The 25223-nt window shown below is 69.1% G+C and carries 13 protein-coding genes; all 13 read left to right on the top strand.

The window, feature by feature from the left end:
- Positions 1–9: 9 nt before the first annotated feature.
- The 13 genes from BLS52_RS07095 to BLS52_RS07035 all read left to right on the top strand — a co-directional run bounded on the left by BLS52_RS07095 (position 10) and on the right by BLS52_RS07035 (position 25168).
- Positions 10–6081 (top strand): Ig-like domain-containing protein, encoded by a 6072-nt coding sequence (locus BLS52_RS07095; RefSeq protein WP_090585453.1) that lies wholly within the window; start codon positions 10–12, stop codon positions 6079–6081.
- 55 nt (positions 6082–6136) lie between these two features.
- Positions 6137–7108 (top strand): AAA family ATPase, encoded by a 972-nt coding sequence (locus BLS52_RS07090; RefSeq protein ID WP_026544711.1) that lies wholly within the window; start codon positions 6137–6139, stop codon positions 7106–7108.
- A 15-nt stretch (positions 7109–7123) separates the two neighbouring features.
- Entirely contained in the window at positions 7124–8512 is a 1389-nt protein-coding gene (locus tag BLS52_RS07085; protein WP_090585451.1) for a DUF58 domain-containing protein, read from the top strand.
- Positions 8509–10908: a transglutaminase-like domain-containing protein gene (locus tag BLS52_RS07080; protein WP_245702737.1), complete on the top strand. Its 2400-nt coding sequence runs from the start codon at positions 8509–8511 to the stop codon at positions 10906–10908. Before BLS52_RS07085 ends, BLS52_RS07080 begins: the two co-directional genes overlap by 4 nt.
- Before the next feature lie 182 nt (positions 10909–11090).
- Positions 11091–12173 (top strand): RDD family protein, encoded by a 1083-nt coding sequence (locus tag BLS52_RS07075; protein WP_090585449.1) that lies wholly within the window; start codon positions 11091–11093, stop codon positions 12171–12173.
- Positions 12170–13012, top strand: coding sequence for a PP2C family protein-serine/threonine phosphatase (locus BLS52_RS07070; protein WP_090585447.1), 843 nt, complete (start codon positions 12170–12172; stop codon positions 13010–13012). Before BLS52_RS07075 ends, BLS52_RS07070 begins: the two co-directional genes overlap by 4 nt.
- Entirely contained in the window at positions 13009–14622 is a 1614-nt protein-coding gene (locus BLS52_RS07065) for an FHA domain-containing protein (protein WP_090585445.1), read from the top strand. The genes BLS52_RS07070 and BLS52_RS07065 overlap by 4 nt, the downstream gene beginning before the upstream one ends.
- On the top strand, positions 14619–16271 hold the full coding sequence (locus BLS52_RS07060) for a serine/threonine protein kinase (protein WP_090585443.1): 1653 nt from the start codon (positions 14619–14621) through the stop codon (positions 16269–16271). Before BLS52_RS07065 ends, BLS52_RS07060 begins: the two co-directional genes overlap by 4 nt.
- 16 nt (positions 16272–16287) lie before the next feature.
- A complete protein-coding gene (locus BLS52_RS07055; RefSeq protein WP_026544708.1) occupies positions 16288–16995 on the top strand; it encodes a flagellar basal body rod protein FlgC in 708 nt (235 codons plus the stop codon).
- Between the two features lie 59 nt (positions 16996–17054).
- Complete coding sequence (locus tag BLS52_RS07050) at positions 17055–21494, top strand: type VII secretion EssC family protein (RefSeq protein ID WP_090585442.1); 4440 nt, start codon at positions 17055–17057, stop codon at positions 21492–21494.
- 185 nt (positions 21495–21679) lie between these two features.
- Positions 21680–21949 (top strand): WXG100 family type VII secretion target, encoded by a 270-nt coding sequence (locus tag BLS52_RS07045; protein ID WP_026544706.1) that lies wholly within the window; start codon positions 21680–21682, stop codon positions 21947–21949.
- A gap of 223 nt (positions 21950–22172) precedes the next feature.
- Positions 22173–24335: an NAD-dependent DNA ligase LigA gene (gene ligA / locus BLS52_RS07040; RefSeq protein ID WP_245702746.1), complete on the top strand. Its 2163-nt coding sequence runs from the start codon at positions 22173–22175 to the stop codon at positions 24333–24335.
- On the top strand, positions 24332–25168 hold the full coding sequence (locus BLS52_RS07035; RefSeq protein ID WP_090585440.1) for an inositol monophosphatase family protein: 837 nt from the start codon (positions 24332–24334) through the stop codon (positions 25166–25168). The genes ligA and BLS52_RS07035 overlap by 4 nt, the downstream gene beginning before the upstream one ends.
- Positions 25169–25223: the final 55 nt, after the last annotated feature.

Raw genomic sequence — 25223 nt, 5'->3', positions numbered from 1 at the left:
GCAACACTCATGAAACGTGGTCTTGACCGCCGCAGGCGCGCCATCGTGTCCGGCACGGCGCTCGCGGTGTCGGCCGCCGTCGTCGGCGCCGTCCTCAACCCCGGCGTCACCACCGCCGAAGTGGACCTCAACGACGGCGGCGTGTGGGTGACCAACCTGGCCCAGGGCAAGGTGGGGCACCTCAACTACCCCTCCCGGACGCTGGACGGCGGCTTCATCGCGGGCAGCAACGCCTTCGACGTCCTGCAGCGGAACGCCACCGTGCTCACCCACAACCAGGACCAGGGTGCACTCAGCCAGGTCAGCGTCACCTCCGTCACCACGGGGGATGAGCAGGAGCTGCCCGGCAACGCCCTGCCGGTATTGGGCACCGACTACGTTGTCTCCGTGAGCGCAGCCGAGGGCGCCGTCCGCACCGCCCCGGTCACCAGCCTCGGGAACTTCGCGGCGGAAGACGCCGTACCGCTCGTGGAGGGCGTCCCCGGCGTAGCGGCCGCCATCAGCACGTTCGACGTCGTCGCCACCGCGGATCCGGCCTCCGCTGAACTGATCACCTGGGCACCGGACGGCACGGGAGCGTTCGCCGAGGAATCCCGGAAGACCGTCGAGGGGCTGCGCGGAGTCGAAGACCTCCAGGTCACCATGGTGGGCAACGACCCCGTTGCGCTCGATCCCGCCTCCGGCACCGTCTTCCTCCCGGACGGGCGCTCCCGCATCCTCCCTGAGCCTGACGGCGCCCGGTTGCAGCAGAGCGGACCGGAATCGGACACCGTTGCGGTGGCCACGGCCGGTGCCCTGGTCTCCGTGCCGCTGGACGGTTCCGAACCCGCAACACAGGCCATTGCATCCTCGGCCGCACCCTCCGCCCCGGTGCAGCAGGACGGGTGCGTACACGCTGCCTGGGCAGCCGCCGGCATCTACGTCCGGGATTGCAGCGAAGACTCCAACGACACCACGGCGGAAATCCCCGCCCTCACCGCGCAGTCGGAACTGGTGTTCCGGGCCAACCGGGACGTCGTCGTACTCAATGACATCCGCGGCGGCAATGTCTGGCTGGTCCAGCAGGACATGCAGCTGGTGCAGAACTGGGACGAGATCATCCCGCCGCCGGAGGAGGAGGAGAAGGAAGACGAGGAGTCGGCCAGCGAAAATCCCGTCAACACCCTTCCGGACCGGACCAGGGAGAACCAGCCGCCCGTCGCGGAGGACGACGAGCTGGGTGCCCGGGTGGGCTCCACCACGCTCCTTCCGGTGCTGGACAACGATTCGGATCCCGACGGCGACCTGCTCACCGTGACCGTCGCGGAGGGCCTTCCCGACGTCGGTGCGGTGCAGCCGGTCTATGACGCCACCGGGCTGCAGGTGGTGCTCGGCACGGACGTCCCGCCGGGCAGGCACACCTTCGACTACACGGTCGATGACGGCCGGGGCGGGCGGGACACCGCGTCCGTGACGCTGAACGTGCGTTCAGCCGATTCCAATGAGCCGCCGCTGCAGAAACGCACCACCCGGATTGTCCTGGAACAGGGACAGAGCGCCAGCCAGCACATCCTCGCCGACTGGACGGATGCGGACGGGGATGATCTCTACCTGCAGTCGGCCACGGTCGCCACCGAGGGTGACAGCGCCAGGCACCGCGACGACGGACTCCTCACCTTCACTGACGGCGGCGCGCAGATCGGCGAGAAGGAAGTGGCCATCACCGTCTCCGACGGCCGGCAGACCGCCGAGGGCGTCGTCGTCGTGGACGTCCGGACGCCCGGTGAGGTTCCACCGATCGCCAACCCCGACCACCTCACCGTCAACGCGGGGGAGGAACTGCTCGTGGCGCCCCTGGAGAATGACCTCGATCCCTCCGGGAAAGGGCTGCGGCTGACCCGTATCAACGGCGGCGAAACCGCGGAAGTCACGCCCAACTATGAGGTCGGCACCTTCACCTTCCGCTCCGGCAAGCCCGGGCCCGTCTACCTGGACTACGTGGTGGCCAACGGCCCGGCCAGCGCGCCGGGAATCATCCGGATCGACGTCCTGCCCGAGGGCGGGGAAGCCGGCGCGCCCGTTGCCGTCCGCGACAGCGCCCTGCTGCCCACCGGCGGGCAGGCCCTGGTCGATGTGCTGGCCAATGACACCGATCCCGGCGGCGGCGTCCTCGTGGTCCAGTCCGTTTCGCTGCCCGCCGATGCGCCCGTGACAGTGGCGGTGCTGAGCCACAGCATCCTGCGCATCAGCGACACCCGCGGCCTGAAGGAGCGCATCACCTTCAGCTACAGCGTGTCCAACGGCCGTGAGAGCTCCACCGGGCAGGTGTCCGTGGTCCCCATCCCGGCACCCGCCAAACTCCAGCCGCCGCGCGCGGCCGATGATGAGATCACGGTCCGCGCCGGCGATGTCGCCACGGTGGAGGTGCTCGCCAACGACACCCACCCCAACGGCGGCGAACTCACCCTCGACCCCGAACTGGTGGAGACCGTCGCCCCCGGCCAGGGACTCCTCGCGGTGTCCGGCAACAGCCTCCGCTTCAAGGCCGGCAGCACGCCGGGCACCTACCGGGCCATCTACGCGGTCCGCGGCCCCGATGGACAGGAAGACTCGGCGCAGGTCCTGTTCCGGGTGAGCGCCGTCGACGAGGAAAACAACTCCCGCCCGCTCCCGGAAACCGTCAAGGCGCGGGCCATCGCGGGCAACACCACGCGCATCCCGATTCCGCTGACGGGCATTGATCCCGACGGCGATTCCGTCTCCCTCATCGGCATCGACCAGGCTCCGTCGAAGGGCACGGCGCGGGTCGGCGCCACCTACATCGAATACACCGCGGCCACCGACACCGCCGGCCAGGATTCCTTCAGCTATGTGGTGAGCGACCGCTTCGGCGCACGCTCCACGGGGACAGTACTCGTGGGCATCGCCCTGCCGAGCAGCGTCAACCAGGTTCCAGTCCCGGTGGATGATTCGGTGGACGTCCTGCCCGGGCGCAACGTCACCGTGGATGTGTTGTCCAATGATTCCGACCCCGACGGCGACGCCCTGGCGCTGCTGCCGGACGGCCTCGAAGCCGCCGGAGGGATCGAGACGGAAGTCCATGACCGCAAGGTGCGCTTCACCTCGCCGCAGCGCAGCGGCACCACCGCACTCCGGTACACGGTCGACGACGGCCGCGGCGGCACCGCGATGGGAACAGTGCGCGTGCAGACCCGCCCGGACGCACCGCGCCTGGCGCCCATTGCCCACGACGACCGGATCTCCTTCCCGGAAACGCTCGGGCAGGCCGCCGTGGACGTTCCGGTGCTTGAGAACGACGTTGACCGGGACGGCTCACCCGAAGAACTCCGGATCGCCTTCCCTGAAGGCACCGCCACCGCGTCCATACGCCCCGGTGAAGGCGGCACCAGCATGGTCAACGTGCAGCTGCTGCCCGAGGCCCAGACCATCCCCTACACGGTCACGGACATCGACGGACTGCAGGCGACGGCGTTCATCCACATCCCCGGCTCCGCGAACCAGCCGCCGGCGCTGCGGGACACCGCTACCCAGGAGGTCAGAAGCGGTGAGGAACTCGTGCTGGACCTCACCGAACTGGTGGTGGTCCGCGAAGGGCGGCAGGTACAGCTGACCGACGACGCGAAGGTCACCGCCGTGGCCTCCAACAACGCACCGCTGGTCCGCGACGCGAGCACCCTGGTCTTCACCTCCGCCGAAGACTACGCCGGTGCGGCATCGGTCAGTTTCGAGGTCACCGACGGCGCCTCCGTCGATGACCCCGAGGGACTGAAATCGATGCTGACCGTGGGCATCATGGTCCTGGCGGACCCGGACAGGAACCACGAGCCGGAAGCACGCTCGGGCCAGCTGCAGGTTGCCCAGCAGGAAAGCGCCTCGATCGACCTCGCCAAACTCGTGCGCGACATCGACGAGGCGGACACCCTGAGCTTCTCGCAGGTCGGCGGGGCTCCGGACGGGCTCACCGCGACGCTCGACGGCCCGGTGCTGTCCGTGACCGCGGGCTCTGCCGCGAAGAACCAGGTGCACCCGGTCCGGTTCTCCGTGACCGACGGGCGCAGCGACCCGGTGGAGGCCGCGATCAACGTTTCCGTGGTCAGCTCGACCCGCCCGCTGGCCGTGGCGAACGACGACATCGAGCCCGACGCGGTGCAGGGCAGAACCGTTGTCGTCGATGCCCTCGCCAATGACACCAATCCCTTCCCCGACTCTCCGCTTACCCTGCTCTCGGTCAGCACGGAAACAGGCCTCGGCTCAGTGAGCGCCCAGGGCGACTCCGTTGCCGTGACACCCGCCGACGACTTCGTCGGAACGCTCGTGGTGCAGTACCGCATCGGCGACCGGACGGGGGACCCGGAGCGGGAGGTCGACGGACGCATCCGGCTCACCGTCAAGGGCGCTCCTGACGCTCCGGCCACGCCGTCGATCGGCGAGGTCAGCAGCGAAACCGTCGTCCTGTCCTGGGACCCGCCGGCGGACAACGGCTCCCGGATCACCGGGTACCGGGTCACCGGCAGCGGCGGTGTCAGCCAGGACTGCCCGGCCACCACCTGCAGCATCACCGGGCTCACCAACAACACCGAGTACACCTTCACCGTGGTGGCAGTGAACGACGTCGGTGAGTCACCGTCGTCGGGCACCTCCGCCTCCGCGAGACCGGACGAAAAGCCCTCCACCCCTGCCGCGCCGCGGCTCGTTTTCGGCGACAGCTCGCTCACCGTCGCGTGGGAGGTGCCGCCCACCGAGGGCTCACCGGTGGAAAGCTATGACCTGGAGATCTCGCCGGCGCCGCCGGGCGGAGAGTTCCGGAAGAGCGGTGTCTCCGGCACCACCGCCGAATGGGCGGGCCTGGAGAACGGCATCCCGTACAAGGTTCGTGTGCGCGCGTTCAACCAGGCACCGGATCCCTCGGACTGGAGTACCTATTCCGCCTCCGAGATCCCGGCCGGCGTGCCCGCCGCCCCTGCCGCGCCGACCGCCCAGGTCTCCTCGCAGGGAGGCTCCGCCAACTCCGTCCTCTCCGTGTCCTGGGCCCAGCCGGCCACCGCGGACAAGAACGGCGCCGAAATCGAGACCTACACCCTGACCACCAGCCAGGACGGCAAGGCACTGCGCTCCGCCGAGCTCTCGGGATCGGTGTTCAACACCACGGTGACCGTTCCGAATTCGCAGAATCCGTATACGTTCACACTCACGGCCTCCAACAAGGCCGGGACCTCTGCCCCCAGCGCGCCGTCCGAACCACGGCAGGCGGTGGGTGCACCGGGCGCGGTGCCGAACGTCCAGGCAGCTCCGGGCGACCGCCGGCTGACCGTCTCGCATGGCCGGCCGGAATCCAACGGCGCCACAGCACAGCAGACCCGCTACGAGTACCAGCTGAACAACGGCGCCTTCGCGGCGCTGCCCGCCGACGGCATCATCGGCGGCCTCAGCAACGGGTCCTCCTACACAGTGGGCGTCCGCGCGGTCAACACCGCCAACGGCAGTTCCTATCCCGGACCGGCAACCCAGTCCAACGCGGTGGTGCCCTTCGGCCAGCCGCACACGCCGTCCATCAGCTCCTCGCCGTCGGGGGAGCAGGTGGTCTTCTCCATCGGCACCACGCCGTCCAACGGGCGGCCGGTCACCTCGGTGACCTGGTCCGCGGGCCAGGAGTCAGGCTCGGTCGGGGCCGGCGGAGGGCAGGCGGTGGCAGGCAACGGTTACGACCAGTCCGTGACCATTACGGTCACCGTGACGGATTCCGAGGGCCAGCGCGCCACCCGGACGGCCACCGGAAGAACCTCGCCACCGCCGAAGAAATACGGCACCGTGGATGACACCCTCACCGACGGAACCTGTGAGTACCCCGCCTCGGAAAACACGAAGGCCGCCACCAGGAAAAACTGTGCGGACGCGGGCGGAACCTGGTTCGGCAACGGGTACCGCTTCGAAATCGAATGTACGCGTCCAAACGGCGGCCAGTACCCTGTCTTTGAAACCACCGGCCAATCCGGTTACTCCACCAAGTGGGTCAAGCGCGCGGGCGGCGCCTGGTTCAAGGAAGCCAGCGTCACCGTGGAAAGCGGAGCGCCGACATGTTGACCGCCCGGACAGACAGCAAGCACGGATCACGCAATGGAAAAAGGAAGACATCATCATGACAATGACCGCTGAACAGGCCGCGTGGTTCGCCGGGACGTTCGACAAGCTGGTCGGCAACGTGGGGCAGGCCGTGCTCGGCAAGTCCCACGTGGTGCGGCTTGTCCTGACAGCCATGCTCGCCGAGGGCCACGTGCTGCTCGAGGATGCGCCGGGCACCGGCAAGACCATGCTCGCCAGGTCCCTCGCCGCCACCGTGCAGGGCACCCATTCACGGATCCAGTTCACTCCCGACCTGCTGCCCTCCGACGTCACCGGCATCACCATCTATGACCAGAAGACGCAGGAATTCGAGTTCCACAAGGGCCCCATCTTCGCCAACATCGTCCTCGCTGACGAGATCAACCGGGCGTCGCCGAAAACCCAGTCCGCGCTGCTGGAGGTCATGGAAGAGTCGCGGGTCACCGTGGACGGCGTCAGCTACACCAACGAGCGCCCCTTCATGGTGATCGCAACCCAGAACCCGATTGAGCAGGCCGGAACCTACCGGCTGCCCGAGGCCCAGCTCGACCGGTTCCTGATCAAGACGATGATCGGGTATCCGGACCACGCCTCCACCGTGCAGCTGCTCAGCGGAGCCTCCACCCGGGACCGCTCGATTGCACTGAACCCGATCATCACCACCCATGCCGTCAAGGACATGGCGGACCTCGCCATGGAAACCCACGTGGACCCGGCGGTCCTCGAATACATCTCCCGGCTGACGGAGGAAACCCGCACCGCGCCGGAAACCCGCCTGGGAGTCAGTGTCCGTGGCGCCCTGGCCATGGTCCGGACGGCGAAGGTCTGGGCCGCCGGTCAGGGCCGCCACTACGTGCTGCCCGATGACGTGAAGGAGCTCGCGCCCTACGTGTGGACCCACCGGTTTGTCATGGACCCCGAAGCGGAGTTCGCCGGCGCCACCGCCGAGGCCGTGCTGCGCCGGGTCCTCGCCGACGTCTCAGCGCCGCAGCAGCGCGCAACCGCCTGACCCAGCTGATCCGCCATGGCAACAGGTACCGAAACCGCCCGGAAGGCCGCCTCGCGTCGCCGCGCAGGCGCGCCCGACCGTCGTCGTGCTCCCAGACCGTCTCCCGCCCCCGGCAGGGGACCACGGGGAGGGAGGCCGCCGTCGTCGCGCTTTCACCCAGGGTCACTGACCCGGGAAGCGTGGCAGCTGCTCCGCGCTGCCGGGACGCCGGCCGCCCGGCGCGTGGGTGGGGCGCTCCGGCGGTACTGCGGCCCCGTGGTCGGAGTGGTCAGCCCCCTTGGCTGGATCATGGCCGGGACGGTGCTGGCCCTCTGGGTGCTCGGCGCCGTCTTCGACTGGCGGGAAGCGCTGGTGGCCGCCCTGCTGGGCAGCATCCTCTTTGTCCTGGCGGTCGGTTTCATCCTGGGGCGATCGTCCTACGCCGTGAAGCTGGACCTGTCCCGGACGCGCGTCGCCGTGGGTGACCGCGCAGTCGGAAGCGTGGCCGTCTCCAACACCTCGTCGAAGCCGCTGCTGCCGGCCTCACTGGAGTTGCCGGTGGGTGCGGCGACGGCGATCTTCCACCTGCCGCGGCTGAAACCGGACCAGCTCCACGAGGACCTCTTCACCATTCCCACGCACCGCCGCGCCGTCATCGTGGTGGGTCCCGTCCGGTCAGTGCGCGCCGACCCGCTGAGCCTGCTGCGCCGGCAGGTGTTCTGGACCGAACCCACCGACCTGTATGTCCACCCGCGCACCGTACCCCTGGTCGGTTCAGCTGCCGGGTTCATCAAGGACCTCGAGGGGCTGCCCACCAAGGACCTCTCCAGCGCCGACGTCTCCTTCCACGCGCTGCGGGACTATGTGCCGGGCGATGACCGCCGCCACATCCACTGGAAAACCACGGCGCGGACCGGAAAGCTGATGGTGCGCCAGTTCGAGGAAACCCGCCGCTCCCACCTCGCTGTGGCCCTCTCCACCAACACCTCCGAATACGGGTCCGACGCCGAATTCGAGCTCGGCGTTTCCGTGGCCGGTTCCATCGGCCTCCAGGCGATCCGCGAGCAGCGGAACCTGAGCGTGCTGACCCAGGACGGCCCGGTCCGCTCGGAAACCGGCCGCAACCTGCTGGACGACATGACCCGGGTCGAGGGCCGCAACCAGCGCCTCACCGCTGTGGACCTGGCGCGGACGACGGCGGATTCGGTGCCGAACGCGTCAGTGGTCTTTTTCGTGGTGGGGCCGCAGGTGACCCCGTCCCAGCTCCGGTCCGCGGCGGCGTCGGTGCCGCCCGGGATCCGGTGCATCGCCATACGCTGCGTCAGCGGCCAGGAACCGGGACGGGCCACCATCGGCGACCTCACCGTGCTCACCCTCAGCGACCTCAGCGACCTCGCCCTGATCCTCCGGAAGGCAGCAGCATGAGCCGCCGCACCGGACGCACCCGCTCGCTCCCCGGGACCTTCCAGACCGGAATCGACGTCGGAGCGCTGACCATCCTCCTCGGGCTCGGCGTCCTCGGCTTCGGGCCCACCTTCGGCGGGGACCTGCGCTACCTGGCGGCAGGATTCGGCGGCATCGCCATCGGCCTGCTCACCGCCTGGCTGAGCACCCGCCAGCGGTGGGGTTTCTGGACGACGGCGGGGATCCTGTTCGGTGCCTACCTCCTGCTCGGCCACGCGCTCGCCGCGCCGGTCGAATCCTTCCTGGGATTCCTGCCCACCCTCGAGTCGCTGCGCGTCCTCATTGTCGGCATCGTGTTCTCCTGGAAGGACCTGCTGACGGTCGCGGACCCGGTGGGAATCAGTCGCGGCATGCTCGTGGTCCCCTTCCTCTCCGCACTCCTGTTCTCGGTGGCGGCAGGGCTGCTCGCCTGGCGCGTCCGCACACCCTACTGGGTGCTCCTGCCGGTCTTCGGATTGTTTGTGGCGAGCATCGCCTTCGGCACCAACCGGGCCTCCCTGCCGGAGCTCCGCGGCGTGCTGCTGGTGGTCGCCCTCACCGCGTGGCTGGCGTACCGCCGCGACATCGCGCGGACGGACCGCAGCGGGGCCCTGTCCGCCAACGCAGCGCTCCCGCCGGACGGCAGCGCCTCCGCGGCTTCGGGCGGTCTCCAGTCCAATACGGCCCGGCGCGTCGGACTGGGCGGCGCGGTCCTGGCGGTGGGAACCGTCCTCACCCTCCTGATCAACCCGGTGCTCGCCGGCGGCACCGACCGGGATGTCCTGCGCGACGTCGTCGAGCCTCCCGTGGACCTGTTCGACTACCCGAGCCCGCTCACCAGCTTCCGCAAGTACGTCAAGGACCAGACCGACGAAACCCTGCTCACCGTCGCTGGGCTCCCCGAAGGGCAGCGGATCCGCCTCGCCGCGATGGACGCCTACGACGGCGTGGTCTACAACGTGAACCCGCAGGCTGCCGGGAACTTCGCCAGGGTGGGCGACGCCCAGCAGCTGGGCAGCGCCGACCTCGCCGAGGACGAGGGCACGGTGGCAACGCTGGACATCACCGTCGGGGCCTACAACGGGGTGTGGCTGCCCTCCGGCGGCGAGCTGCTCGGGGTGGACCTGGGCGGGCCGCGGTCCCAGGACCTGAACCGGTCCCTGTACTACAACGACGACGCCCGCACCGCCCTGTCGACGATCGGCGTCCAGTCCGGCGACACGTACAGCGTCAACGTGGTCTTCCCCGACATCCCGAGCGACGAGGTGCTCACGCAGTACGACTTCGCCGACCTCACCCTCCCGCGGGTCCGGAACGAGCCTCCGGTCATCGCCTCCAAAGCCAGCGAGTACGTGGGGGAGGTGTCCGACCCCATCGAGCGGGTGCGCCGCCTCGAACAGGTGCTGAGTTCACAGGGCTTCTTCAGCAACGGCAAGGACGGTGAAGCCCCCTCGCTGCCCGGCCACGGCGCCGCGCGCATGCTCACCCTCCTGGACGCTGAGCAGATGGTCGGCGACGACGAGCAGTACGCCGTCGCGATGGCCCTGATGGCCCGCAAGCTCAACATCCCCGCCCGGGTGGTGATGGGCTTCTACCCGGACTGGGACGAGGTGGAGGATCCGTCCGCGCCGATCGCCCTGACCGGCGAGGACGTGCACGCCTGGGTGGAAGTCGCGTTCGACAACGCCGGCTGGGTCCCGCTGAACCCCACGCCGCCGGAGGACAACGAGCCGGTACCACCCCAGCAGCAGCCCCGGTCCTCGCCGAAACCGCAGGTCCTGCAGCCCCCGCCGCCGCCGCAGGAGCCGGCCGAGCTCCCGCCGGACTCCGCCCCCGAACCGCAGGATGCCGAAGACCGCCAGAAGGACTTCTGGGACGACTGGGGGCCGCTGATCCGGGCCATTGCGCTCGCCCTGATTCCGCTGGGCGTCCTGCTGCTGCCGCTGCTGCTGATCCTCCTGCTGAAGGTACGACGCCGGAAGCGGCGGGCGAACGACGGCGCGCCTTCCCAGCGGGTCGGCGGCGGCTGGAGCGAGGTGCTGAGCCTGGCAACGGACCTCGGAGCCGACACCAATGCAAAGGCCACCCGCCGCGAGAGCGCGCGGGAGCTCGGGCAGGCCTTCCCGGCCAGCGCGGGGTCCACCACACTCCTCGCCGAACGCGCGGATGCCAGCATCTTCGCCGCCGGTGAGCCCACCGAGCAGGAAGTGGGGGAGTACTGGAATGCCGTGGAAACGTCGCTGGAGGACATGCGCGGCTCCGTCGGCTGGTTCCGGCGGCAGCGGGCAAAGTTCTCGCCGCGGTCCCTGATCCGCGAGACCCGCTCCAGGATGGCTCCCGCTCCACGCCGCGGCACGGTGCGGAGGCCGGAGCAGTGACGGCAGCCGAGATCCAGTGCCCGCGCTGTTCCTCGCCGGTGGCTCCCGGCACCGCGTATTGCGTGCGCTGCGGCGCTTCCATTCCCAATCGCAGCGCGCATGTCCGTACAGTGGACCCACCGGGCAGTGCGCCGACGCATCCTGATGCCCGGAGAGACGGTGAGGGAGGACGGCAGGGCGCCATGGCTCAGCTCAACCTTGAGAACGGTCCGGCCGGCAAGCGGCTGGGAGCAAAACTGGTTGACGGTATCCCGCCTGCGCTGATCACGGGAGTTGCGGCCGCCGTCGGGATGCCGCTGATCGGCTACGAGCAGGTATCGGCGAGTTCCGCCGTCGTGGATCTGAGCATGTTCTTTGTGGTGGTCGGTGCGGGCAGCCTGCTGTCGCTCGGCTACTGGGTTCTCCTGTGGGGCTGGGAAGCGAAGACCGGCAAAACCCCCGGCAACCTGATGTTCGGTCTGCGGACCACCAACGAGGAGGGGTTCGCCCCCGGCTGGATGGCCGTCTTCCTGCGCAACCTCATTATCGGGCTCTCCGGAATTATCCCGGTCATCGGGTTTGTCGTCGTGATGGTCTCCAACCTGTTCGATTCCAACGGGAAGCGCCAGGGCTGGCATGACAAGGCGGCAAGGACGTTCGTGTTCGACGTCCGGCGGGGACGCAATCCGCTGGAGACCGGCGGAATCAACGGGCCGTCGTCGTTCGCTCCGCAGCCGCCGCCCCCGGCGCTGCAGCCGGTGTCCTCCCCTGTGGTCTCCCGGCCGGAGGCTTCCGCAGCGCCCGTACCGGCGTCCGGGCCGGTGCCGGTGGTTTTCCAGTCCGAGAAGGTTCCTACCGGCCCCACCTCACCGCTGCACGATTTCGGTATCACCCACCCGGATGACGACGCCGGGGAGACGGTTGTCTCCCGACGCTCCGCTGCTCCCGCTGCCGGCCCGCCGGCCGTGCGGATAGTGCTCGACGACGGACAGGACCTGGTGCTGCAGTCCGCAGCGCTCATCGGCCGCAATCCTGCCGCCAGGGCCGGTGAAGCAGCGCAGCTCATCCCTGTTCCGGACGAGGGGCGCTCGGTCTCGAAGACCCACCTCCACCTGAGCGTGGAGGCCGGCCGGCTGGTGGTCACGGACCGGCACTCAACCAACGGAAGCGCGGTGACAGCCCCCGACGGCGCGCGCACCCCGCTCCCGGGCGGACAGCAGCACTGGGCGGCACCGGGCTCCACCGTGCACTTCGGGGACCGCAGCTTCAGGGTGGAACAGGCATGAATCATCAGGAACAGGCAAAGGACTGGGACATCAAACTCACCGTTGGGTACGCGACCGACCGCGGCCTCAAGCGTCAACTGAATGAAGACTCACTGATCGCATCGGAGCCGATCTTCGCCGTGGCGGACGGCATGGGCGGCCACGAGGCAGGGGAGGTGGCCTCCGGCATCTGCGTGCGGACCCTCGGGGAGAGCTCCATCATCGGCGAGCACAGCCCGGTCTTTTCCGCCGCGGACCTCGAGGACCTGCTGCGGGAAGCCGATGAACACATCCGCGCCGAGACGGGAGGCCGCGCCGGAACCACGCTGTCCGGCGTGGTCCTCGTCGAGGAATCGGGGATGCCGTACTGGCTGTTCTTCAACGTCGGTGATTCGCGGACCTACCGGTTGAGCCAGGGCCGCTTCGGCCAGATCTCCGTGGACCACTCCGAGGTGCAGGAACTGGTGGACCGAGGACACATCACGCAGGAACAGGCGGCGGGCCATCCCCGCCGGCATGTCATCACCCGCGCCCTGGGAACCGGCGACGACTCCGAGGCCGACTACTGGCTGATGCCCGTGGAAGTGGGGGACCGGATTCTCATCTGCTCGGACGGACTGAGCACCGAGGTGCCCGAGGAGCGCATCTACAGCCTGCTCAGCTCGCTGACCGACCCCCAGCAGACGGCGGACGCCCTGGTGGAGGAGACGCTGCGCTGCGGAGCGCGGGACAACGTGACGGTGGTTGTGGTGGACGCGCACGGCGCCGACGGCGATGCCGACCTGCACACCACGGCGCCGCGGACCATCGGTGCGGATACAGCAGCCGCCGCTGCCGAGGCGGAAGCGGAGCGTTCGTGAGTGGTGTCCGCTACCTCCCCGGGGAGGACTGGCTGAGTGTGGTGCGCGGTGGCGTCGTGGTGCTGGTGCCGGCGGGCACGGCGCCGGAGGTCTTGGACCGGCTGTGGAACCAGCTCGGGGAGAACCCGCACCTGCAGGCGGTCCTGCCGATCGTCGCAGGCGGCTTCGGCCAGGGCCTCGAGTCCATGCCTCCCTTCGGCGTGGTGTCCTACACCGACCGGCTGCACGTGCTGCTGCGCGGGGCGGTGCGCCTGACTGTCGCCCCTGACGGCAGTGCCGCTCCGGTCGAGCTCTCCGGTGAGGACGTCACCACCTGGACGGAGCGGATCATCGACGGCGGTGGGTTCACCCTGCGTGCCGGTCCTGCCCGCGGAGCCGACGATGCTCCGGCCTTTCCGCTGGAGGCCGGCATTGTCCGCGCGTCCGGAGTAAGCGTGAATGACCTTGACCCCGAACGGGCAATGACCGGTGCGCTGGAGGCCGAGGAATCAGCGACCATCAACCCGAGCCTGTACCTGACCTCCGTCGACAGCTCCGGCGACGGCGACGGCGCTCCCGGCGCCAGTACTGCCGGCGGCCAGGATCCGGACCTGCAGCTTCCCGGCGGGCGGGACCCGCGCGTGCAGGACCAGCTCGTGCAGGATCTGAACTCGCAGGACCCTGACCCGGAGTCGCAGTCCACCGGCTATGACCACCTGTGGGACCGGACGGTGGTGCGGCGTGTGGAGGATGCTGCCGTGCGCCCGCCGGAAGAGGACGATCTCCCCGCGGTTCCGGATGCTCCTTCACCGGAGGCGCCTGTTGCCGAGCCCGCTCCTGAATCCGAACCCAAACCCAGACCCGAGCCGGCAGCGCCCAGCCAACCCGGTCCGACACCCGCTCCGACGCCCATCCCGGTGTCCGCGCCCGGCGAGTTGATCGACTCCGTACCCTGGATCCGCAGGAGCCCCGAACCCGACTCCCCGGCGGTGCCGTTGCCGGTCCCGCACGGAGAGCCGGCGCCAACCCCGCCCTCCACCGGGCAGGATTCTGACCACGACGGCCACACGATCATGCGCAGCGACCTACACACCGCCGCACCGTCCCAGCCCGGATCCAGTGCCCAGCCCGAAGCCACATCCCAGCCCGGATCCGACGTCCGCCCGGGGACAGGACCGCTGGTCCTGGCACGGCTGTGCGGTCAGGGCCACGCCAACCCGCCCGAAGCACCCGACTGCGGTCTTTGTTCGCAGCCGCTGGACGGCGAGCCGCGCCGGGTCCGGCGCCCCAGCCTCGGCACCATGCGCATCTCGACCGGTGAGGTGGTGGAGCTGGACCAGTCGCTGATTATCGGGCGGCAGCCCTCCGTCTCCCGGGTACAGGGCAGCGGAATGCCGAAGCTGGTGCAGGTGACAAGCGCCGGAGGCGACATCTCCCGCTCCCACGTCGAGGTCCGGCTCGACGGCTGGCACGTCCTGCTGTGCGACCTCAAGGCCACGAACGGCACGGTACTCATCCGCGCCGGCCAGCCGCCCCGGCGGCTGGGGGAGGGCGAGAGCGCGTTCCTGCTCGACGGTGACGTCGCCCAGCTCGGCGACGACGTCTTCCTGCGCTTCGAGGGCCTGCGATGAGTTCACGCCGCGCCGCCGCGCCGCCGCCGCACATCCCCGGCTACCGTTACGTCAGCCTGCTCGGATCCGGCGGCTTCTCCGACGTCTACCTGTATGAGCAGGACCGCCCCCGCCGGCGCGTGGCCGTCAAGGTCCTGGTCTCCGGGCTGCTCACCGAGGGTGCCCGGAAGGCATTCGAGTCCGAGGCCAACCTCATGGCCCAGCTCTCCACGCACCCATACATCGTCACCATCTACGAAGCCAACATCACCGATGACGGCCACTCCTACCTCGCAATGGAATACTGCTCCCGGCCCAGCCTGGACGTGCGGTACCGCAAGGGCCGGCTGTCCCTCGCGGAGACTCTCGCGATCGGAGTCCAGGTCTCCTCCGCCGTCGAGTCCGCGCACCGCGCCGGGATTGTGCACCGGGATATCAAGCCCGCCAACATCCTGGTGACCGACTACAACCGTCCCGCGCTCACGGACTTCGGAATCTCCGGCACCACCGACGGCGGCGCCGACGAGGACCTCGGCATGTCCATCCCGTGGTCGCCGCCGGAAGCGTTCGACGGCGGCGCCGTGGACGGCGTCCGGATGGACGTCTGGTCCCTCGGCGCCACCCTGTACACCCTGCTTGCGGGGCGCTCGCCGTTTGTTTTCCCCGGAATGGACAATTCGCAGCGTCAGCTCATGGACCGCATCGGCTCCATGCCGCTCGCCCCGATCGGCCGGGACGATCTGCCGCAGTCCCTCGAGCTCGCCCTTGCCACCGCCATGGCGAAGAACCCGGCCGCACGCTACGACTCCGCGCACTCATTCGCGCTGACGCTGCAGCGCATCCAGACGGAGCTGGGCATCTCGGTCACCCCCTTCGAAGTGCTCGATGACACCGAACACGTCCGCGAGGACGACGACGGCGCCGAGGCCACCCGGGTGCGCAAGGTGGTCTCCATCGACCCGGAATCGCCCACCTTCTCGCCCACCTTCTCGCCGGCCGCGCGGACGGCACCGGCCCGGGAGGCGCAGCCGGGCGTGCCCACCTACCCGTCGCCGTCGTCGTCGTGGTCCTCCTCCGGTACAGCGCAGCCGGATGCCGAGACCGACGCAACCGATGACCAGGGCTGGCGGGACCGCACGGTGCTGCGCGGCAGGGATCCGCACGCCGACTCGGTGCGGCTGGACACCACCGTCCACCGCCCCGCGGGGCCGGGCGCGGAAACGGAAACGGAGGAACCCGACCCGGTGCGCCGGAAGCGGGGGCCGCTGGCAGGGATCCTCCTGGGACTGGTGGTGCTTGCCGCCGTCGTGCTCGGCGCGTTCGCGGTCCTCAACGGACAGCCGGAGGAGGAGCCCGCCGTGGCGCCGCCCACCCAGCCGCCGGCCGATGCGCTCGCCGGTGTCGAGGGAGTTGTCCCGACGCCGACGGACATCACCGCGGAGGAGTCCGGCAACGCTGTGGTCTTCACCTGGACCAACCCCGATCCGCAGGACGGGGACGTGTACCGGTTCCGGACGGTCACCGTGCAGGAGGAAGGTGACTGGGACCGGACAGTCCAGACCGAAGCCCCCGTCGTGGCCAACCCGGACGGACCCACCTGCGCTGATATACAGATAGTGCGGGCAAACGGAACTGCATCGGAGCCTGAACGTGCCTGCTGGCCTGAGTGAGTCGAAGGGAACATCTGTGGGGGAACTGGCAATAGATTTCTGCGGCGAGTGGCATGAGCCGAAGGACGATGGGCCGTTCAACATCGGGCGCGAGGGTGACCTCGAGGTTGATGACAACCCGTACCTGCACCGGAAGTTCCTCCAGATTGCCCGCCAGAACGGCATCTGGTGGCTGAACAACGTGGGCACCATGCTGTCGGCGACCGTGGCGGACACCACCGGCGGGATGCAGGCCTGGGTGGCCCCGGGGGCGCGGATTCCGCTGGTGTTCGGGCAGACCCGCGTGGTCTTCACGGCCGGGCCCACCACCTACGAGTTCGATGTGCACCTCAAGACCCCCGCGTTCCGCCAGGAGCGCCAGGTGGACGACGGCTCGGGGACAACCACCATAGGCCCGGTGCGCTTCACCGATTCCCAGCGCGCGCTCATCGTGGCCCTCGCCGAACCGATGCTCCGACGCGAGGGCACGGGCTTCAGCTCCATTCCGTCCTCGGCCGCGGCGGCGCAGCGCCTGGGCTGGGCGCTGACCAAGTTCAACCGCAAGCTCGACAACGTCTGCGACAAGCTGGACCGGGTCGGTGTGGTGGGCCTGCGCGGCGGCGGCGGCAAGCTTGCCACCAACCGGCGGGCGCGGCTGGTTGAGCATGCGGTGACCTCCCACATCGTCACCCCCGAAGACCTGCACCTGCTCGAAACCATGAAGGGCAAAGCGGATGAGGACTGACGCGTCTGCGTGCTGTCCCAACCCGACCGTCCTTCCCAACCACCCGGAGTGTTCCTGACATGTTGCTGCGCCTCACCCTGCGACGTGACCCCGACCCCGCGAAGGATCTCGCCGTCACCGTGGACGGGCTGGCAACCGTCAGCGACGTTGCCCGCGAACTGTACGTCGCCGACCCGGGACGTGCGGGAGCAGAACCGCCGGGGGAGCTCTCGCTGACCGTCGAGGAGTCCTACGTGGCCGGCGGCATGCGCGGCCGGACACTGAATCCCACGGTGAGCCTCTTCGAATCCGGCCTGCGTCCCGGTTCCACCGTGACTATCAGCCGCGTCAGCGACCAGTTCAACGTGCCGGGCCAGGACCGCGGCCCCGCCGTCGCCACCCTCCGCGTGCTGTCCGGACCCGACGCCGGCAAGGAATTCTCCCTGCCCGCCGGAGCCAGCTACCTCGGCCGGGACCGCAACTGCGACATCCGGTTTTCCGATCCCATGATGTCCAAACGCCACGCCCGCATCAACGTCGCGGACGGCATCGAAATCATCGACACCAACTCGGCCAACGGGCTGCTGATGGGTGGCACGCGGGTAGAGCGCACGTCGCTGACCAGCGCGGATGAGATCACCCTGGGCGATACCACCGTGGCCGTGGTGCCGTTGACCCGCGCCTACTCGGCGGACCCCACCAATCCGGTGGTCGAGTTCAACCGCTCGCCCCGGGTGGTGCCGGCGTTCAGGGAGAAACCGAAGCAGCTTCCGGCGGGCCCGCGGCGGCCGAACCCCCAGCGGTTCCCCTACCTGCTGCTGATCGCGCCGATCCTGCTGGGCGCCATCATGTTCTCCATCACCCGCAGCCCGTTCAGCCTCATCTTCATCCTGATGATGCCGATGATCCTGGTGGGCAGTTACCTTGACCAGCGGATCACGGCGAAGCGGACGTTCCGCGAAGCAGTGGCGCAGTTCCACTCATCCATGGCGTTCTTCCGCAGCGACATCGACCGGACCCGCAAGGTGGAGCGGGCAGTCCGGCACGCCGAGGCACCCTCCGTCGCGGACACGGTCGATGCCATCTACAAACTCGGTCCGCTGCTGTGGACGCACCGCCCCGAACACGACTTCTTCCTCACCGTGCGCTTCGGTACCGGCCGTGCGCACTCCCGGATAGAGCTCTCGGAACCCGCGGGGTCCGACACCCTGCCCGAGTACTCGGAGGAGATCCGCGACGCGGCCGAGGAGTACGCCTACATCGACGATGTGCCGATCGTCGCGAACCTGCGCCTGTCCGGTGCGCTCGGCGTCGCGGGTGCCCGCGGGGTGGTGGACAGCGTCGCCCGAGGCCTCGTGATCCAGGCCATCGGGCTCCACTCGCCGGCGGAACTGGCCGTCGTCGCGCTGACCAGCGTCCAGTCGAAGGAGCGGTGGGGGTGGCTGCAATGGCTCCCGCACACCGGATCCGTCCATAGCCCGCTGGGCGGCGACCACCTGGCGGCCGGTCCCGCCGCGGCCGGGCTGCTGCTGTCCCGGCTGGAAGACCTGGTGTCGGTGCGCTCGGCCGAGCGGACCTCCGCGGCGCTTCGCGGACGCCTCGATCCCGCCAGGGAGCTGGATCTGCCGGCGCCCGTGACGCCGTCGGTCCTGGTGATCGTCGAGGATGACGTGACCGTGGACCGCGCCCGGCTGACCCGCGTCGCTGAGGCGGGAGCCGACGTCGGGGTCCATGTCCTGTGGGTGGCCGGGACAGTGGCGGCGCTGCCCGCCGCCTGCCGCGACTTCCTGTTCGTCGACGGCGACGCGGCGAACGTCAGCGGGCAGGTGCGCCTGGGTGAGCTTTCCACGCCGGTGAGCTGCGAAAGCGTGGACCTTGAGCTGGCCGGCCAGCTGGCACGGATGCTGACTCCCGTCGTCGACGTCGGAAAACCGGTGGAGGATGATTCGGACCTTCCGCGCGCGGTGTCCTATGTGACGCTTGCCGGCCACGAACTGATGGAGGAGACGACGGCGGTCGCGGACCGCTGGACGGAAAACAACTCGGTGGCCTCGCGGGCGGTGCCCAACCGGAAGCACCAGGGATCGCTGCGTGCGCTGGTCGGGTCCAAGGGCGTCGAACCCATGTACCTGGACCTCAAGACGGAGGGTCCGCACGCGCTGGTCGGCGGGACCACCGGTGCCGGCAAGTCAGAGTTCCTGCAGTCGTGGGTACTCGGGATGGCGGCCGCCTACAGCCCCGACCGGCTGACTTTCCTGTTTGTCGACTACAAGGGCGGCGCGGCGTTTGCCGACTGCGTGAACCTGCCCCACACCGTCGGACTGGTCACGGACCTCTCACCGCACCTGGTGCGCCGGGCGCTGACCTCGCTGCGGGCCGAACTGCACCACCGCGAGCACCTTTTCAACCGCAAGAAAGCCAAGGACCTGCTGGCGATGGAGCGGGAGGCGGATCCGGACACTCCGCCGTCGCTGGTCATCGTGGTGGACGAGTTCGCGGCGCTGGCGCGTGAGGTTCCCGAGTTTGTGGACGGGGTGGTGGACATCGCCGCCCGCGGGCGCTCACTCGGGCTGCACCTCATCCTCGCCACTCAGCGTCCCTCCGGCGTCATCAAGGACAACCTGCGGGCCAACACCAACCTGCGGATCGCGCTGCGGATGGCGGACACCGACGATTCGCAGGACATCCTCGGCACCCCCATGGCCGCATACTTCAGCCCCTCCATCCCCGGACGCGGAGCGGCGAAGACGGGGCCGGGCCGCATCCAGAGCTTCCAGACCGGTTATGCCGGCGGCTGGACCACCCGGGAACCGGCGCGCCCGCGGATCGACGTGGTGGAGATGAACTTCGGGTCCGGGGCACGGTGGGAATCCGCCGCGGGGGAGTCCGTTGCCGAGCCGGGCGGCGCGAACGATATCGCCCGCATCGTCGCCAACGTCTCGCAGGCGGCGGTGGAACTGGGCATCAGGCCGCCCCGTAAACCATGGCTGGCCGAACTCGCGGAGGCCTATGACTTCTCGAAGCTGCCGAACCCCCGCACCGACGAGTCGCTGCTGCTGGGCGTGGTGGATGACCCGGAACACCAGGCGCAGCCCACCGTGTCCTACCAGCCCGACATCGACGGGAACCTCGCTATCCTGGGCTCCGGCGGGTCCGGCAAATCGACGGCGCTGCGGACGCTGGCGATCGGGTCGGCGGTGACGGTGCGCGGCGGTCCCGTGCAGGTCTACGGCATCGACTGTGCGTCCAACGGCCTGCAGATGCTGGCGCAGCTGCCGCACGTCGGTGCTGTCCTCGACGGTGAGGATTCCGAGCGGATCGGCCGGCTGCTCAGGTACCTGCGCGGGATCATCAACGAGCGGGCGGACCGCTTCGCCGAAGTGCGTGCCGGCACCATCACCGAGTACCGGCGGCTCGCCGGTAAACCGGACGAACCGCGGATCCTGCTCCTGGTGGACGGCATCACCACCTTCCGCGAAACCTACGAGTTCAAGGGGCGCGAACGCCACTTCGAACTGTTCCAGCAGATCGCCACCGACGGCCGTCCCATGGGCATCCACATTGTCGTGACCGGTGAGCGCACCAACTCGCTGCCGCCGTCGTTGGCGTCCTCCATCAGCCGGCGGATCATCCTGCGGATGGCGGGAAAGGACGACTACTCGACCCTCGGGGTGCCACGCGATGTGCTCTCGAGCACCTCACCGCCTGGGCGCGGCCTGCTGGACGGGCAGGAAGTGCAGCTTGCCGTGTTCGGCGGGAACGCCAACCTCGAGCTGCAGGCCCGCGAGGTGGAGCGCATGCGGGAGGCGATGCTGCGCCAGGGGGTCCGGCAGGCACCGGGGGTCCTCAGCCTCCCGGAATCAATCGACCTCGACGTGCTGCCCGCCGGTGAAACCGGTTCTGCCGTCATCGGGGTTGACGACTTCAACCTCGAACCGGCGGCGGTGGCCGCCACGGGAGCGTTCATGGTGTCCGGGCCGCCCGGGTCCGGGCGCACGGTCGCCCTGGTGACGCTGGCGGCGGCGCTGCAGAAGTCCTCGCCGCACGTCCGGCGGATCTATCTCGGCTCGCGCCGCTCAACGGTGGCGTCCCTCGGGCTGTGGGACGAGGCGTATGCCACCGCGGCACTGGTCCAGCCCGAGCTGTCGCGGCTCACTTCCCTGGTGGACGGGCCGGAAAGCTCCGTGGCGTTCTTCATCGAGGGTCTCACCGAGTTCACCGACTCGCCGGCGGAACTCGGATTGTCCACGCTGGTGAAGGCTGCCGTGAAGGCCGGGCAGTGGGTGGTCGGCGAGGCCGAGACCTCAACGTGGTCCAGCGCCTGGAACCTGTCCGGGCCGTTCAAGGCCGGCAGGCGGGGCCTGCTGCTCAACCCCAACGAGCTCGACGGCGACACCCTCCTGAACACCTCCCTCGGCAGGACGGCGGGCAACCGCTTCATCCCGGGGCGCGGATACGTCATCGGCAGGGGCAAGGCCTACCGGGTCCAGGTCGCCACCACGATGGGCGGGCTGGACTGAGTTGCGGCGCGCGGGGCGCGGCAGGGATGGGTAGCGCTCCTTGGGGAGCGGTCCCCATCGACACCTGGCGAAGGGCTTGGATAGGTTGTAAGCAGTCGCCCGGTCGGGGGCCCCGGAGACGGGAGCACCGGCAGGGCAGGGAGGTTCCGGAAATGCCGGACCGCCACAGACGAAAGGTGGGGACAATGAGCAACGTTACGCACGGTAACAACCCGGAGCAGATGGGGCAGCTGGCACAGCTGCTGACCCAGAAGTCCGAAGAACTGAACCAGACCGCCAACCAGCTGACCCAGCAGCTCGGCAACACCGCCTGGGTTGGCCCGGACTCCGAGCGGTTCCGCGGCGAGTGGGAAACCCACCGTGCGCAGCTGACCCAGATCGCAGCGCAGCTGCAGGAAGTCAGCGCCACCGTCCAGCGCAACCGCCAGGACCAGGAAGCCACCTCCAACGCGTAGGCGCCCTTTTTACGGCAACGGCCCGCAGCTTTCGGCTGCGGGCCGTTTCCGTTAACCGTGCAGGGAGAGTTTTTGTCGCCGTTCTGCTGCCAAGACTGCGTCTTGGGCGCAGAACGGCGACAAAAACTCCGGCGCGGGGCAAGTGTCGGGGGTCTGGGGCAAGATAGGAAGCGTGGCCACAGTGAACCAGCATGCCGATACGCAATCCGGAGCACGTCCCGAGGTGGAACTGCCCGCCGGTGCAGAGCCCGATGCCGGGCTGAAGGAGGAGTACGGCCGTCTCGTCGAAGAGGTCCGGCGGCACCGCTTCGCCTACTACAACGAGAACGCGCCCATCGTCTCGGACGCCGAGTTCGACGCGCTGTTCCGCCTGCTGGAGCAGATCGAAGCGGAGCACCCGGAGCTGATCTCCAATGATTCACCCACCCAGGAGGTCGGCGGTGATGTGTCGGCCGCCTTCGCACCGGTACAGCACCTGCAGCGCATGTACAGCCTGGAGGATGTCTTCTCCACCGCCGAGCTTGAGGCCTGGGTCCGGCGCGCCGAGGCGAGCATCGAGTCGCAGCGCCCGGGAAGTACGGTGTCCTGGCTGACCGAACTGAAGATCGACGGCCTCGCGGTCAACCTGCTATACCGCAACGGTGAGCTGGTCCGCGCCGCAACCCGCGGTGACGGCACAACCGGTGAAGACATCACGCACAACGTCCTCACCATCAAGACCATCCCGCGGAAGCTCAGCGGCTCCAACCATCCCGCCGAGGTGGAAATCCGGGGTGAGGTGTTCTTCCCCTCGAAGGAGTTCGCACAGTTCAACGAGACCATGGTCGAGGCCGGCAAGGCCCCTTTCGCCAACCCGCGCAACGCAGCGGCGGGTTCCCTCCGGCAGAAGGACCCGGCACTCACGGCCCAGCGGCCGCTGGACATGTACGTGCACGGCATCGGCGCGCGCGAGGGCCTGGAGGCGGAAAGCCAGTCCGAGACGTACGGGCTGCTCAGGCAGTGGGGGCTGCCCGTCTCGCCCTACTTCAAGGTCCTCGAAACGTATGAGGAGGTCCTCGGTTTCATCCGGCACTACGGCGAGCACCGCCATGACCTGCTGCATGAAATCGACGGGATCGTTATCAAGGTGGACAGTTTCGCCCTGCAGCGCTCCCTCGGACACACCTCCCGGGTACCCCGGTGGGCGGTGGCCTACAAGTATCCGCCGGAGGAAGTGAACACCAAGCTCCTCGACATCCGGGTCAACGTGGGCCGCACCGGCCGTGTCACGCCCTACGGGATGATGGTCCCCGTCAAGGTGGCCGGCTCAACCGTGGAGATGGCCACCCTGCATAACCAGGAAGTCGTGAAGGCCAAGGGTGTGCTGATCGGCGACATCGTGGTGCTCCGCAAGGCCGGAGACGTCATCCCCGAGATCGTGGGCCCGGTGGTTGCGCTCCGTTCGCAGCAGGACCCGCCGCCCTACGAGTTCGTCATGCCCACCGAGTGTCCGTCCTGCGGAACACCGCTGGCTCCGGCCAAGGAGGGCGACGTCGATATCCGCTGCCCCAACGCGAAATCCTGTCCGTCGCAGCTGCGCGAGCGGGTCTTCCACGTCGCCGGGCGCGGCGCCTTCGACATCGAGGCGCTGGGCTGGGAAGCGGCGATTGCGCTCACCCAGCCCGCCGAGCCCGCAGTGCCGCCGCTGACCACGGAAGCGGACCTGTTCAGGCTCACCCCGGAAAAACTCGCGGACGTGCGCATCCTTCGCGACAAGAAGGTCAAGGGCGTGGTCACCGGCCAGGAACTGGTCCCGTACTTCTACACCCGCGGCACCGCCAAAAAGCCCTCCGAGCCCACCGCCAACACCCGGAAACTGTTCGCCGAACTGGAGAAGGCGAAGTCCCAGCCGCTGTGGCGGGTGCTCGTTGCACTGTCCATCAGGCACGTCGGACCGACGGCGTCGCGGGCGCTGGCCACCGCGTTCGGCTCCATGGACCGGATCCGCAGCGCCGGCGAGGAGGAACTGGCCAACGTTGACGGCGTCGGGCCCACCATCGCGGCGGCGCTGAAGGAATGGTTCGCGGAGGACTGGCACTGCGAGATTGTCGACCGGTGGGCCGAGGACGGGGTCCGCATGGCAGACGAGGTTGACGAATCCGTGCCGCGCACGCTCGAGGGACTCACCGTCGTCGTCACCGGATCCCTCGAGGGGTTCAGCCGCGACGAGGCCAAGGAAGCAATCATCCGGCGCGGGGGAAAGGCCTCCGGATCGGTGTCGAAGAACACCAGTTACGTGGTCGCCGGAGAGAACGCCGGCACCAAACTGGACAAGGCCGAGCAGCTGGGCCTGACCATCCTCGATGAGGACGGATTCCGCACACTGCTTGAGGAAGGAAACGTATGACTCCCAGCGCCAGCCCGGCCGAGCTGCTGCACGTTGCCCTGCAGGCCGCGGCCGCGGGCGCCGCAGTGCTCGAGGCCCGCAGCGAGGGCGAGCTCCAGGCCGAAAACAAAAGCTCGGACAGCGACTGGGTGACCGCCTTCGACACCGCTGCCGAACGCGCCGTCCGGGACGTCATCTGGCGTTCCCGCCCCCACGACGCGATCACCGGCGAGGAATACGGCACCACGGTGCCCGAGGGGCAGCCCTCCGGCATCCGCTGGTCCATCGACCCGCTGGACGGAACCACCAACTTCATCCGGAACATCGTCTACTACTGCACCTCCGTGGCAGCGGTGGATCACGACGGCGACTGGCTGGCCGGCGTCGTCCACGCACCTGCGCTGGACCGGGTGTACTGGGCATCGCGCGGCCAGGGGGCGTGGGTCCGTGAACGGGGCACGGTGCGGCAGCTCCACGGTCCGGTCGCCGGCCGGGCGGGCACCATCGTGGGCAGCGGATTCACCTATAACCCGGCGCAGCGCTCCCAGCAGCTGGGCGAGCTGGGCGAACTGCTGGCCGGTCACGGCGACCTGCGGCGGATCGGCTCGGCCGCGCTTGACCTGTGCATGGTGGCTGACGGCACGCTGGATGCCTACGTGGAGCGGGCCCTGAATGAGCACGACTGGGCGGCGGGCGCGCTGATCGCCGAAGAGGCGGGAGTTGCCGTCCTGCGCCCGGACCTGTCCTCGGTGCTGGATGCGGGGCCCGACGAAGCCGAGCGTTTCTCCGCTTTCACGGCCGCCGGCCCGCAGCCGGTCCTCGATCTGGCGAAGCAGCTGGAATCCAGGGCCTGACCGGGTTTACCAGCAGCCGGGCGAATTAATCTGATCGTTGCATTCGCCGGGGGCC

Origin of the sequence: Arthrobacter subterraneus (assembly GCF_900099735.1) — a bacterium.
In the GTDB taxonomy this organism is placed as follows: Bacteria; Actinomycetota; Actinomycetes; order Actinomycetales; family Micrococcaceae; genus Arthrobacter_D; species Arthrobacter_D subterraneus.
The sequence above is the reverse complement of the archived record's forward strand: the minus strand, read 5'-3'. Positions and strand labels throughout refer to the sequence as shown.

Bases quoted from the DNA above. Each gene is read 5' to 3' on its own strand.
- BLS52_RS07095 (WP_090585453.1), top strand. From the start codon at position 10: ATGAAACGTGGTCTTGACCGCCGCAGGCGCGCCATCGTGTCCGGCACG.
- BLS52_RS07090 (WP_026544711.1), top strand. From the start codon at position 6,137: ATGACAATGACCGCTGAACAGGCCGCGTGGTTCGCCGGGACGTTCGAC.
- BLS52_RS07085 (WP_090585451.1), top strand. From the start codon at position 7,124: ATGGCAACAGGTACCGAAACCGCCCGGAAGGCCGCCTCGCGTCGCCGC.
- BLS52_RS07080 (WP_245702737.1), top strand. From the start codon at position 8,509: ATGAGCCGCCGCACCGGACGCACCCGCTCGCTCCCCGGGACCTTCCAG.
- BLS52_RS07075 (WP_090585449.1), top strand. From the start codon at position 11,091: ATGGCTCAGCTCAACCTTGAGAACGGTCCGGCCGGCAAGCGGCTGGGA.
- BLS52_RS07070 (WP_090585447.1), top strand. From the start codon at position 12,170: ATGAATCATCAGGAACAGGCAAAGGACTGGGACATCAAACTCACCGTT.
- BLS52_RS07060 (WP_090585443.1), top strand. From the start codon at position 14,619: ATGAGTTCACGCCGCGCCGCCGCGCCGCCGCCGCACATCCCCGGCTAC.
- BLS52_RS07050 (WP_090585442.1), top strand. From the start codon at position 17,055: ATGTTGCTGCGCCTCACCCTGCGACGTGACCCCGACCCCGCGAAGGAT.
- BLS52_RS07045 (WP_026544706.1), top strand. From the start codon at position 21,680: ATGAGCAACGTTACGCACGGTAACAACCCGGAGCAGATGGGGCAGCTG.
- BLS52_RS07035 (WP_090585440.1), top strand. From the start codon at position 24,332: ATGACTCCCAGCGCCAGCCCGGCCGAGCTGCTGCACGTTGCCCTGCAG.